A 13289-nucleotide genomic window follows, 5' to 3' on the forward strand; every position below is an offset into this window, starting at 1 on the left:
AAAACCGGCTTAGCCGGTTTTTTTGTGTTATATTTTAGTGAATTAATAAATGAAAGATGGAGCGAAAATGCAAAAGATAATTCTAACTAAACCATTCGAACAAGATTGGATCAGGATGTTCACCCATCTTGCCAATCTTTTCTTTGAGCAATCAAAAGTAATTGACGACCCTGTAGAAGAGGGGATTCATATTGATCTATCCGTTGACAAGGATGCAAATGGATTGCTATGTGGAACCGCAACCCTTAAACAAGGCGACAACTTATATAACGCCGCATTCACGGAGCAGGAGACGAGTGATGGATCTGAGACTGAAAACCGCCAGCTAAAAAGGATTTATTCACATGTGTTCCTTGAGGTGTTGGAACAGTATACCGGAATGAAACAGTCATGGGGAATTCTCACAGGAATCCGCCCGACTAAACTGTATCATAAGTATCGGCAGATGGGATATGACCGTGAAACCGTCAAGCAGCTTTTAATGGATAAGCATCGTATTTCAGAAGAGAAAAGCGAACTATTGGAAACGATCGAACGTGTACAACTTCGAGCTATTCCTGACTTGCATGACCTAAGGAATGAAGTGAGTATTTATATTGGAATACCATTTTGTCCGACGAAATGCGCCTACTGCACATTCCCGGCGTATGCGATCCATCGTAAAAATGGCCGAGTTGAATCGTTCCTTGACGGGTTGCATGAAGAAATCCGTGAAATCGGGAATTGGTTGACGAAGCGTGATATTAAAATAACAACAATCTATTTTGGCGGAGGAACGCCGACTTCAATCGAGGCTGACGAAATGGACGCCCTCTATCAGACGATGTATGATTCATTCCCATATATGAAGGAAGTTCGTGAGGTTACGGTTGAAGCGGGTCGTCCGGATACGATTACCCCCGAAAAGATCGAAGTGCTGAAAAAATGGGGAATCGACCGTATTAGCGTGAACCCGCAGTCGTATACGGATGAAACGTTGAAAGCAATCGGGCGGCATCATTCCGTCCAGGAAACAATCGACAAGTTTTGGCTGTCCCGAAATATGGGCTTGAAAAACATCAATATGGATTTAATTATCGGCCTTCCAAACGAAGGGCTTGAGGAATTCCGGCATTCACTCGATGAAACCGAGAAAATGCAGCCTGAATCGTTGACTGTTCATACGCTTTCATTTAAAAGAGCTTCCGAAATGACACGGAATAAAAACAAATATAAAGTGGCGGACCGGAAAACGGTTGAGCAGATGATGCAATTGGGAGAAGAATGGACGAGGCAAAATGGCTATGTCCCATACTATCTCTACCGCCAAAAAAACATCCTTGGAAACTTGGAAAATGTCGGCTATGCAAAACCGGGTGAAGAGAGCTTGTACAATATTATCATCATGGAAGAAGTCCAGACGATCATCGGCATCGGCTGCGGGGCTTCAAGTAAATTCATGGAGCCGGCAACGGGTAAAATCACGCAATTCCAGAATCCGAAAGATCCAGCTGCTTATATTTTGACATTTGAGGAGTATATCGATAAGAAGATTGAACATTTGGAGCGGATTTTCCCGGAAGCTGTTCAAGCTGAATGAAGATAAAGATTTTGCCTTGGCATTTTATATGCCAAGGTTTTTCTTTTAAAAGAAGGAGTTACCTGACTTTCAGCGAATAGTAAGTAGTGAATGACTATTCATTTTTAAAGGGGGATAATATATGTATTCTACAATTGAACTGACGAAGGAAGGCAGACTTGCTCGTTTGAAGTTAAACAGGCCTGCTTCCATGAATGCAATGGATGACATTATGATGAAGGAATTGGCGGATGCTTTCGAAGCGTTGAAATCGGATACTGAAGCTCAAGTGCTAATTATTCAAGGAGAAGGCAATGTGTTTTCAGCAGGTGGCGATATTAAGAAGATGGTCGATCCGGAATCTTCGATGGATATCGGAAAGGTCATGGTCGATGTATCGCGGCTTGCAAAAGCACTATACGAACTCCCACAAATTACAATCGCTGCCATCCATGGCGCTTCAGCTGGACTCGGTTTTAGCATGGCACTCGGCTGTGACGTCATTATCGCTGAAGAAAATAGCAAACTTGCGATGAATTTCATTGGCATCGGACTTGTGCCGGATGGAGCCGGCCATTTCTTCCTGAAAGAGCGAATTGGCGTGGCGCAAGCAAAACAGCTTATTTGGGCAGGAGAAGTAATGAACGGGCAAGTCGCGAAGGAAAAAGGGTTGGTCGATCAACTCGTTCCAGACGGTACTGTCGGCCAGGCAGCAGAAGGGCTTGCGATGAAATTCTTATCGGCGCCAATAGCAGCTATGATTGCTTCTAAAAAGATTTTACATGAACAAAAGATTGGTGAGCTCGAAAATGTGTTACGGATGGAAAGCGAACAACAAGTCGCCATGCGCAAGACGGAAGATCATATGGAAGGCATCAACGCTTTTGTACAAAAACGCAAACCTGTATTCCAAGGCAAGTAGAATAGTACAAACTGTGCACATCTTCAAGGAAAATATGTAAGAATAGGTTTAACCTCTTTTTCCGGCGGGTAAACAAGGAGGCGGCGTGAATAAATTCTGGGGGGAAACTTAGATGGAACATATTTTCAAAAACCAAGGGATGCTTGATTATCTTAGTGATAATAAACAGAATTTTGAAAATGAGTTATTGGGCCAAGCTGTTAACGTCAGGGAGAATATCGAAGGAATATTAAAAGTTGGCAATATCGATCTTATCAATAATGCACACCGCCTTGTTTTTTATGTTATTGAAGTTAAAGAAGAAGAGATGAAGGCGTTTGCCAAGCAAGAGGGAATTGCCTGGGCTACTTATTCATTGACGCTATCTTTCAAGTTAGAGTGGGTTCAAGCAATACGGAGGACAATCTGGATTTTTGTCCAAAATTATATTGTAGAACGAGATATAGAAGTGGACTTTTTCTCTATAGAAAAGCAGATTAACAATCAAATTGACCAATTCCTGAATGCATTTTTCATTAATTATTCGTTATTTAAAGATGAGCTCTTGAGAACTCAGAGGGAATTGGTTGAAAACCTATCCGTTCCAATTATTCCGATTACTGAATCCGTCTGCATCCTTCCAATCATCGGTTCAATAGATTATTACAGATCGAAAGTGATGGAAGAGAAGGTACTGATGGAAGTTGGCCGTTTACATATACAGACGTTACTTATGGACCTTTCAGGGATTGCAGATATGGAAGCGGAAGTGATTGACCAGTTGACGAAAATCATTGACGGGGCTGCCTTGATGGGATGCAGGACTGCGATTACAGGGCTTCGGCCGGATGTAGTCAGAAGCATGGTCCGTATGGGAGTGCAGTTCGATGAAAACACTCAAATGGTTGGAACGCTTCAAAAGGCACTCAGTATCTACTTTAAAGATTGACAAAAGGACCGGTTCCCTCACAGGGGATCTGGTCCTTTTGTTTTGTATTTATCCACTGTATTGCGCCACGAGAAATAGCCTTTCTCAACAGATTTTATCAATAATTCCGCAGTAGCGATATTCGTAGCAAGCGGTATTCCGTAAACATCGCAAAGTCGTAGAAGTGCACTGACATCCGGTTCATGCGGTTGGGCTGTCAATGGATCACGGAAGAAAATGATCAAATCCATTTTTCCGGTCGCAATCATTGCCCCGATCTGCTGATCTCCGCCTAAAGGTCCGGACATCATACGATGAACTTCGAGTCCAGTTTCCTTCATGATACGCGTACCTGTTGTTCCAGTGGCGTAAAGTTCGTATTTAGAAAAGATATGCTTATAAGCAATCGTGAAATTCACCATTTCATCCTTTTTCTGATCATGTGCAACAAGTGCAATTTTCACAGGAACACCTCACATTCATCTTGTACACTAAGGGTATCACATGGCTAAAGTGCAGCCAAATTTTCTACACGAATTTCATCATGTATGAAACAGCAATAATTTTCCAGCAGGCGAAGCAAGACGGTGTGTTTGCTCAAGAAGATTTTTCTCTGTAAGCATTGCATGGCCTTTTTCTTTCGCCAACTCATCATTTTCCGCTGTAAATGTTTCCTCGGTGATCAATTCCCCTGTTTTTTCATATGCAGTCAATTTATAAGTTTTCAAGCCATTCATCCCCCTGAACATTTTATCCATTATACAACGAAAACATAGGTAGTGAATAGCGATTCATTTAAATAGTGAGAAATAATTGTAAAGGTTGCTTGACATTCAGCATATAGTAAAGTAACCTTTACGTAAAGCGACCTTTACAACTGAAGGAGGTTCTTTTAACTGGAAAACTTGATTAGAGAAATGCGGACCGCGATGGGAATGACGCAGGATGACCTTGCGGAGAAATTGGAAGTCTCAAGGCAGACAATCATCTCACTTGAAAAAGGAAGATACAATCCGTCATTGATCTTAGCATTTAAAATAGCAAAACTCTTTAATTGCAGTATTGAAGATATTTTTAAGCCGGAGGAGGAGTGAATATGCACGAAGGGTTTGACATTTGGACCTTTTTGGTAGGTTTGCCACTTGGATTAGTCATATGGGCAATCGTTTGGTTTTTTGTTTGGAAAAAAGGCAAGAAGGAACGTATCTTTGATGAAAGATATAAAAATCTCCACAGGCACGCAAGATCAATCTCCTGGAAGGTGATGACCGGTACAATTTTAATTGCCTGGATCATCGTCATGATTGTCGAAGGGGCGAAATTGGCGTTTTTCATTCTAACGGCACTATGGATCATTCATATGATTTCATGGGCGATAGGGGCTGCTATTGTTAATAAACACCATTAAAAAGGATTTAATGAAACCAAACATCAAGTAATCACGTAATAGAATCGTAGGGAAACCGGAAAGGGGAAATATAATGGCTTTACAACTTGAGAACGTTACAAAGAGGTTCGGCAATTTTACGGCCGTAGACCATTTGAATTTGAAAATCGAAAAAGGGACAATGTACGGCTTCCTTGGCGCGAACGGTGCCGGTAAAACGACAACGTTCCGGATGATCTTAGGATTATTGAATGCAAATGAAGGCCAAATCGCTTGGAACGGCAAAACGATTTCATACGCGACAAGTCCTGAAATCGGCTATTTGCCAGAAGAACGCGGCCTTTATCCAAAGATGAAAGTGGAAGAGCAACTTATTTTCCTTGGTGAACTAAGGGGAATGAATAAAGCTGATGCAAAGCGGGCCATTGACCAATGGCTGGAACGTTTCGAAGTGCCGCAGTATAAGAATAAAAAAGTGGAGGAGCTCTCAAAAGGGAATCAGCAAAAGATCCAAGTGATTGCTGCTCTCATGCATGATCCAAAGCTGCTAATTCTTGACGAACCATTTTCCGGTCTTGACCCGGTCAATGTGGAAATGTTGAAGAAAGCAATCATAGATTTCAGGAATAATGGCGCTACAATCCTATTTTCCAGTCATCGGATGGATCATGTAGAGGAGTTATGTGAAGAGCTGAGCATCATTCATAAAGGAAAACAAATTGTGAGTGGATCATTGCGCGATGTGAAGCGTTCATTCGGAAGGCAGAATGTAAGGATTCGTTCCGATTACGATTTAACCAATCTCGATCGTATCCGAGGTATCCTATCAGTTGCCCATTCAGTGGAAGGCGCCGTCTTCCAAATCGAAGAGGAAGATGTCGCGAATGAATTATTGACGGCAGCATTAAAAGAAGGTCCAATCCGTCATTTTGAAATTGAAGAGCCTTCCTTGCAAGACATCTTCATTGCAAAGGTGGGAAAAGAACATGCGTGAATTCTGGATTATCTTCAAACAATCGTTTATAACAAAGGCCAAGGCGAAGTCCTTCTTCATCACTACATTGATCATGATGGCGGCAATCTTCCTGTTAGCGAACATGCCGAAAATTATTGATACCGTACAACATGTTTCGGGCGGGGATGAGAAAGAGACCCTTCAAGTCATTGACTCAAGTGGAATGCTCGTAGACAGGTTGAAGGAACAGTTTGAGGCAGGGGGAAGCGGAATCCAAGTCGAGGCCTCTACGAAATCCGAAAAAGAGCTTACCGATGAATTGACTGCAAAGGACATTGATTCCTTCTTATCCGTATCGGTGGATGAACATGGAATCATCCATGCGAATTACACAACAATGAGCTTAATGGATTTTAGTTTACCTTCGCGAATCCAGGAAGCTTTGCAATCCATACAGACTCAAATGAAAGCGGAAGAGCTTTCTTTATCCGGTACGGAAGTCCAAACATTGTTCACACCAATCCAATTTGACCAGAAAAATGTCTCACCTTCAGCAAAATCAGAAGAAGAATTGGTGACTGCACAGATACTCGTCTATATCCTCATGTTCGTTATTTACATGTCTGTAATTATGTATTCAACGATGATCGCTATGGATGTTGCGAATGAGAAGTCTTCAAGAGTAATGGAAATCATGATTTCAAGTGTCTCGCCAGTAAAGCATATGTTTGCGAAAGTATTAGGTATCGGGTCACTTGGAATTTTACAAATCGTCATTTACGGGATTACAGGTTACATCGCCTTTAAAACTTCTGCGACTGAAGTACCGGGTGGCTTTGCTGAAATCTTCAGCCTGAAAAATGTAAGCACCAGCACATTGGTGTACGCAGCTGTTTTCTTCATTTTAGGTTATTTCCTCTATGCGACGCTTGCCGCATTATTGGGATCATTGGTTAGCAGAACGGAAGACGTTCAGCAAATGATCATGCCGATGACGGTGCTTATTGTAATCGGGTTCATCATCGCTGCAACGGGTCTAAACAATCCTGAAGCAGCTTATGTTAAATATACATCATTCTTCCCGTTCTTCGCCCCGTTTGTCATGTTCTTGCGGGTAGGAATTTTAGGGTTACCGATGTGGGAGCCATTATTGGCGATTGCTATCATGCTACTTACCATATTCATTCTTGGGTGGTTCGGGGCAAGAGTGTATCGCGGAGGAGTCCTCATGTATGGGCCATCCCGTTCCTTGAAAGATATTAAGAAAGCGATTCAATTAGGGAAAGAGTAAGGCGAAATACCGCTTCGCGTTGATGAAAACAACGTCGAGGCGGCTTTTTTTGTTGAATCGGAAGTTATCGGTTATTTCCTAACTTTTATCGGTCATTTCCCAACATATATCGATCATTTCCCGTGATATATCGTCATTTCGGGACCTTTCGCCTATCTCTCCCCTCAGAAAGCAAGCAACTCCGCACGTTGTTTATTTCTATAAATCTCCCCCATATGGTAGAATTAGAACAAATATTCGTCATGAAAGGAGGCTGTTTAATTTGTCGACCATTCGATTTATACACGCTGCTGACTTGCATCTCGATAGTCCGTTTAAAGGAATGACGGGACTGCCGCCGAAGCGTTTGATTGAACTGCGCAATAGCACATTTACAGCGTTCAATCGGCTCATCGACCATGCCTTGCAAACCCGTCCGGATTTCATCCTCATAGTAGGCGATTTGTATGACGGCGAAGATCGAAGTTTGCGTGCCCAGCAAAAATTCCAGGAGGGAATGGAAAAGCTGAATGAAGCTGAAATCCCCGTGTTCATCTCTTATGGAAACCATGATCACCTTGGGGGTAATTGGACTCGGTTTGAGTTGCCGCCGAACGTCTACGAATTCAAGGAGAGTATTGAGGAAGTGTCCTTGACAGTAAGGGGGCAGGAGGTCGTTCTCCATGGCTTCAGTTATCCGAAACGACATGTGCGTGAGAAAATGGCGAATCATTTTCCCGTTGCCGCAGATACCCACGCCTTCCATATTGGACTTCTACACGGCAGCGTTGCCGGAAATGAATCGCATGCAGTCTACGCTCCTTTTACGATAACAGAACTACAGACGAAGCATTATGATTACTGGGCGCTTGGACATATTCACATTCGTCAACAGTTAAGTGTGGATCCGCCGATTGTCTATCCAGGGAATATCCAAGGCCGCCATCGAAACGAAGAAGGAGAAAAAGGTTTTTACGAGGTCCAATTAAGTAAATTGGGCGCGGAGCTTTCATTCATTCCGACATCGGCTGTCCATTTCGGACAACTTCAACTTTCATGTAGTGGTATCCGCCATGCGAATGAATTGATCGGCCTCTGCGAAGAAGCCCTTGATGAATTCGCATCGGATAAAGGACAGTCCATTGTCGATTTGACATTTATAATCCTTGATGCGGAAACAGCCGACTTCTTCGCACAATCATCTGACGAAGTATGGCTTGAGGCGATCCGTGAAATGGTCGACGGCAAGGAGCCGTTCGTATGGGTACAACGGATGATCATTAAGAACATGGTCCGCCCAGAGACTTATAATAAAATCAATACTAATTTAATTGAAACAGTAGTTGGACAAGCAAAAAGCTGGTCAACTGAAGAATGGAATCATGTCCTTGAAGACCTTTACCAGCATGTACGGGCAATCCGCTATCTTGATGCCCTTACCGAAGACGACATCTCTGAATTGGAAGAGGAAGTTGAACAGCTCCTGTTAAAGGAGTTACAGTCGGCGAAATGAGGTGGAAATTGTGAAAATCAAAAAGATCGTTATTTATGGCTTCGGAAAGCATGAGAATAAAACGATAGACTTTGTTGATGGAGTCAATGTGATGTACGGACAGAATGAAGCTGGTAAGACGACCATTCAACAATTCATCATCCAAACGCTTTTCGGGTTCCCGCAAAAGAATAGTTCGCAGCTGCGGTATGAGCCGAAATCGGGTGGCATATACGGAGGGCAGGTCCATGTACAGGACGACGTTCATGGAGAATGCATCATTGAACGGGTTCGTGGGAAATCGTCCGGAGACGTGACGGTCATTTTCGAAGATGGAACGCAGGGCGGGGAAGAAGCTTTGCATGAGATTCTAAGGCAATACGACCGCGCTTCCTTCGAGTCTGTTTTCTCATTTTCTCTTCTCCAACTACAAGGTTTTGAACGGATGGATGAGATTGAGTTGAGCCGTACACTATTGGCTTCTGGAACGACCGGAATTGATTCCCTTTTAAGTGTCGAAAAAAAGATGGAAAAGGAAATAGGGGATTTATTCAAAAAGACGGGTCGTAATCCTGAGATGAACGTCCGACTCCAGGAATTAAAGGACTTGGAAACCGATTTAAAGAAGGAACAGGAGAGGGTATCGGCCTATTCGCCTAAAGTAAAAAGGATTCGCGAAATTGAACGTGAATGGATGGATACCAAAAATGCATATGATAGAGTTCGTGAACAGAATCAGTCGTTTGGACTCCAACTGCAATTATTACCTTTGTACGAACGAAAGCAGACACTTTTAACAAAGTTGGATCGAATGAAGCATGTTGTTTTTCCAGCAGATGGCATAAGGCGTTTTGAAACGGTCCAAAGCAAACTGACTGAAATGGAAGCGAAAATGCGGGGCCTGACTGCAGAAATTGAAGAATTGAATAAAAGGCTTCAAGATAGGCCGGACAATCAAAAACTCCAGACTATCGAAAGATTGCTCTCAAGAGAAATAGAGTGGCATAAGTGGCGCACCGAAATTGGCGCGATACGTGAGCGATTAGGGCATTTAAAGGCAAAGAGGCTTCAGGTGCTTGACCGCCTTGGATTGGATAACGATAACCTGATCCTCCAGGCAGATGTCTCCATCCATCAGGAAGAAAGCTTGTATGAACAGTTGCAAACGATTGCGGAATTGGATAGGCAGCAAGGATATATCGACCGGCAACTTACTCAACTGGAGAATGCATTGGGTGAAGTGAGAAAGGACCAGCTTGCCTTACAGAAAAATCCCTTATCTGAAGAAGAGCTGAAACGGGTGGATGAGTGGCCGTCCATCGAAAGACGTCTTGCGGAGGCGAAAGCCTATCTGCAATTCAGACAAACGACGAGCGCAAGTGGGAACTCCCTTCTCCTGCTAGTTATAGCTATTTTATCGATTATGGCGGTTGGCTTTGGCCTTGTGGATAAGCAATGGTTGTTTGTCGTCATAGGCGTCTGCCTTGCGGTAGTGGCTGCTTTATTAGGCTTTGCAAATAAAAAGGATCCCGTAGATACCAAATTGAACGAGATGAAAAAGTTTGTTGCCGCCTATTCGGGTTACGAGAATGAAATGAAGGGACTAACCGAAAAGATAGCAGCATACCGCCAGAAGGAAAGTCAGCTTTCAGAAGCCGCTCGTAATTATGAACGGCAGATGAGTGGGATGGAAACTGAGTTTGAAAGCCTATCTCAAAAGATAGAAAATCTTGAAGTTGAATTAAGCGGATTTTTCATCACCTATGGCATGCATAAGATTCCAAATTCAGGTATTCTTCATGAGTTCTTCGGGATGGCTCGGAGCTTACAGGAAATTAAACGTGAATCACAAGAACTGAACGATAGGCGTAATCTTCTTGAAGGTCAGCTCCAAGAAAGACGGGAAGAGATTGTATCCATTATTGGGTTGGATGCACCGGAAGATACTTTTTATGAGAAGGTGAGAAGTGATTTTATCCAAGAAAAATCGGCTATCCAATCATTTACAACTCACTCTGAGCGATTGGAAACGATACTTACGGAACGTAATGAACTTGGTTTGTTGATCCAATCTTTGCAGGAACAAAGGGATTTATTATTCAAAGAAGCTACTGTCAATACGGAAGAGCATTATTATCAAGCGTACACTGACTTTGAAGAAAAGTGTCGGCTAATGCAGCAGTTAGGTGACACGGATTCCCAATTGGCCATGCATGAAATCCAGGGGGATCAAATTGACCTTTCGGAGGAAGAGCTGAGGGTGAAAATCAGTGAAGCGGAAAAAGAGATGTCTGATTTGGAATATAGGCTCGACCAGCTAGTGCAAGAAAAGTCCACATTGAAAATAGAAACAGAAAAACTATTGACGGATGATGCCTATCAGCAAAAACAGCAGTTCTTCGAATTGAAGAAGGCGGAATTCATGGAGTTAGGGAAAAAGTGGGCTGTCCGTCAAACGATTGTGGCGGCTATTAAAAGCACGATGAACAATCTAAAGGATAAGAAACTTCCTAATGTGTTGTTAGGTGCAGAGAGTATTTTCCGTGAACTGACTGGGGATAAATACGTCTCTCTTGGCATATTGGAAAATGGCCTCTTCCAAGCCGTTTCCAAGGATGGGGTGCGATACCCGATAATTGAACTAAGCCAGGCGACGAAGGAGCAGGCCTATATTTCTCTCAGATTATCGTTAGCGATGGAAATGGAAAAAACAGCGCCTTTTCCAATCATAATGGATGATCCATTTGTCCACTTCGACGAAATAAGACTTTCCCGTATGAAAAAAATTATAGAACAGTTAGGCTTGAAACATCAGTTCATCTACTTCACCTGTCATGATAAAATAGTAGAAGAATGGACAAACGCAAAGATAATTACCGTTTCCACTAGTGGAAGCGCCAAGGGGGCGATCGCACGATGAAAAAAATCTTGGAACACCAAGTCGGCGAGACTGTCGATATCTATTTACTCATTAAACAATCGACGAAAGGAATCACGCAACAGGGCAGTCCTTTTATGACCCTCATTTTACAAGATAAAAGCGGTGACATAGAAGCGAAGCTTTGGGATACAGGCGATGAGCATGAGAAATTGTATGCCGCAGCGACGATTGTTAAAGTTGGTGGCGAAGTTCACGAGTACCGGGGTAAAAACCAACTTCGCATAAAAAGCATCCGCCCGGCAAAGGATGATGAAGGCGTCACGATTTCGGACCTGGTCCCTTCGGCCGCGAAAAGCAAGGAAGTCCTTTACGAGGAATTATTGCAGTACTTCTTTGAGATGAAGAATCCGCAAATCCAACGAATTACGAGACATTTATTGAAAAAACATCAAGCCGATTTCTTAGTGTATCCGGCCGCGACAAGAAATCATCATGATTATGTATCTGGTTTACTGGATCATGTCGTTTCGATGCTGAAGCTTGGAAAAGCAATCGCTGAGTTGTATCCGATCCTGAACAAAGATCTCCTATACGCGGGTATTATTTTACATGATATCGGTAAAGTGGTTGAGCTTTCAGGACCGATTGGAACGCAATATACAGTCGAGGGCAATCTGCTTGGTCACATCACCATAATGGTCAATGAAATATCGAAAGCTGCTGATGAATTGGAGATCACTGGTGAGGAAGTGATGCTGCTCCAACATATGGTTCTGTCCCATCATGGTAAAGAAGAGTGGGGAAGCCCGAAACGTCCAATGTTGATGGAAGCGGAAGTGCTTCACTACATCGACAATATCGATGCGAAAATGAATATGTTAGGTAGGGCAATGTCAAAAACTTCAAAAGGTGAATTTACAGAACGGATTTTCCCGTTAGATAATCGATCTTTCTATAAACCGAATTGTGTAGAATGAAACAAAAAGCTCCAGAAAGTCTAAGACTTTTCTGGAGCTTTTCTATTAATTATTTCTTACCTACATTTTTCGGCAAGTACATATCAAGTACATGTTTAAACTCGTCATCTTTAATATCGATATCCGCTGCTTTGATCAATTCTTGAAGTTTCTCTTCAAACTGAGCACCTTTAAGCGCATTTTCAATCTCGGCTTTAATTTCTTCTTCGGTTTTATCGGTTTCAGCAGGACGTGTATCAAGTAATTCGATGATGTGGAAACCATAGCTTGTCTTCACAGGCTTACTGATTTCCCCTTTTTTAAGAGCGTATGTTGCATCTTCAAATTCCTGTAGCATCTTACCAGGACCGAACCAGCCTAAATCTCCACCCGTTTGCTGCGCAACAGGCTCAGTTGAATATTCCTTTGCCAACGCTTCGAAATCTCCACCGTTTTCAAGCTTATGCAACACTTCTGCAGCTGTCGCTTCGTCTGGAACAAGGATGTGGCGAGCATGTACCTCAGTTTTCGCACGTTCCATGCCTTTTGCAAGTTCTTCATCGGATACTTTCAATGACTCGATCATTTTCGTTTGGAGCAATTCGGACTTTACGTTACTTTCAAAGAAACTCTCAGTGATTCCTTTTTGTTGAAGGAATAATTTAAAGTTATCACCATAAGCCTCTTTTTGTTTATTGATTTCCTCTTTCAATTCCTTGTCGGAAATTTTATATTCATTTTCCAAAGCTTTTTGAAGAAGAAGGTTTTCGACGACTGTAGCGCCAATCGCACCTTTCATTTCTTCATATAAGTCTTCTTTTGTGATTGTGCCGATTTTTGTTTTAGCAATGACTTCATCATCAGCGGTTTTTTGGTCGTTACATGCGGCAAGAGCTAAAACTGAAGCCGCCATCGTTAGTGCAAGGACTGTTTTTTTCATATCGATTCTCCCCTAACTTTT

13 protein-coding genes are annotated in these 13289 nt (G+C 42.6%); 10 read left to right on the top strand and 3 right to left on the bottom strand.

Annotation, left to right across the window (positions count from 1 at the left end):
• The first annotated feature begins 67 nt into the window (after nt 1-67).
• The 3 genes from P5G49_RS14025 to P5G49_RS14035 all read left to right on the top strand — a co-directional run bounded on the left by P5G49_RS14025 (nt 68) and on the right by P5G49_RS14035 (nt 3408).
• Nucleotides 68-1579: a coproporphyrinogen III oxidase gene (locus P5G49_RS14025; RefSeq protein WP_301244724.1), complete on the top strand. Its 1512-nt coding sequence runs from the start codon at nt 68-70 to the stop codon at nt 1577-1579.
• A 121-nt stretch (nt 1580-1700) separates the two neighbouring features.
• Nucleotides 1701-2480 carry an enoyl-CoA hydratase gene (locus tag P5G49_RS14030; RefSeq protein ID WP_301244726.1) on the top strand — a complete coding sequence of 260 codons (780 nt, stop codon included), beginning with the start codon at nt 1701-1703 and terminating at the stop codon, nt 2478-2480.
• Nucleotides 2481-2592: 112 nt separating this feature from the next.
• Nucleotides 2593-3408, top strand: coding sequence for an STAS domain-containing protein (locus tag P5G49_RS14035; protein ID WP_301244728.1), 816 nt, complete (start codon nt 2593-2595; stop codon nt 3406-3408).
• Nucleotides 3409-3425: 17 nt separating this feature from the next.
• On the opposite strand, the gene mgsA is transcribed toward P5G49_RS14035, so the two are convergent.
• Nucleotides 3426-3851: a methylglyoxal synthase gene (gene mgsA, locus P5G49_RS14040; protein WP_301244730.1), complete on the bottom strand. Its 426-nt coding sequence runs from the start codon at nt 3849-3851 to the stop codon at nt 3426-3428.
• Nucleotides 3852-3929: 78 nt separating this feature from the next.
• Complete coding sequence (locus tag P5G49_RS14045) at nt 3930-4115, bottom strand: YhzD family protein (RefSeq protein WP_301244732.1); 186 nt, start codon at nt 4113-4115, stop codon at nt 3930-3932.
• A 168-nt stretch (nt 4116-4283) separates the two neighbouring features.
• On the opposite strand from P5G49_RS14045, the gene P5G49_RS14050 reads away from it, so the two are divergent.
• The 7 genes from P5G49_RS14050 to yhaM all read left to right on the top strand — a co-directional run bounded on the left by P5G49_RS14050 (nt 4284) and on the right by yhaM (nt 12349).
• On the top strand, nt 4284-4481 hold the full coding sequence (locus tag P5G49_RS14050; protein ID WP_301244885.1) for a helix-turn-helix transcriptional regulator: 198 nt from the start codon (nt 4284-4286) through the stop codon (nt 4479-4481).
• A 2-nt stretch (nt 4482-4483) separates the two neighbouring features.
• The gene (locus tag P5G49_RS14055; protein WP_301244734.1) at nt 4484-4795 is read left to right on the top strand and encodes a DUF2178 domain-containing protein; all 312 of its coding nucleotides are present in this window, start codon (nt 4484-4486) and stop codon (nt 4793-4795) included.
• Nucleotides 4796-4868: 73 nt separating this feature from the next.
• Nucleotides 4869-5768 (top strand): ABC transporter ATP-binding protein, encoded by a 900-nt coding sequence (locus P5G49_RS14060; protein ID WP_301244736.1) that lies wholly within the window; start codon nt 4869-4871, stop codon nt 5766-5768.
• Nucleotides 5761-7020 (top strand): ABC transporter permease, encoded by a 1260-nt coding sequence (locus P5G49_RS14065; RefSeq protein WP_301244738.1) that lies wholly within the window; start codon nt 5761-5763, stop codon nt 7018-7020. Before P5G49_RS14060 ends, P5G49_RS14065 begins: the two co-directional genes overlap by 8 nt.
• Before the next feature lie 262 nt (nt 7021-7282).
• A complete protein-coding gene (locus tag P5G49_RS14070) occupies nt 7283-8512 on the top strand; it encodes a metallophosphoesterase family protein (RefSeq protein ID WP_301244740.1) in 1230 nt (409 codons plus the stop codon).
• Nucleotides 8513-8522: 10 nt separating this feature from the next.
• Complete coding sequence (locus P5G49_RS14075; protein ID WP_301244742.1) at nt 8523-11411, top strand: ATP-binding protein; 2889 nt, start codon at nt 8523-8525, stop codon at nt 11409-11411.
• A complete protein-coding gene (yhaM, locus tag P5G49_RS14080) occupies nt 11408-12349 on the top strand; it encodes a 3'-5' exoribonuclease YhaM (RefSeq protein WP_301244744.1) in 942 nt (313 codons plus the stop codon). The genes P5G49_RS14075 and yhaM overlap by 4 nt, the downstream gene beginning before the upstream one ends.
• Before the next feature lie 49 nt (nt 12350-12398).
• Here the strand turns inward: yhaM and P5G49_RS14085 are convergent, their stop codons facing one another.
• Nucleotides 12399-13268: a peptidylprolyl isomerase gene (locus P5G49_RS14085; RefSeq protein WP_301244746.1), complete on the bottom strand. Its 870-nt coding sequence runs from the start codon at nt 13266-13268 to the stop codon at nt 12399-12401.
• Nucleotides 13269-13289 lie beyond the last annotated feature (21 nt).

Origin of the sequence: Sporosarcina highlanderae, from assembly GCF_030433715.1 — a bacterium.
GTDB lineage: Bacteria > Bacillota > Bacilli > Bacillales_A > Planococcaceae > Sporosarcina > Sporosarcina highlanderae.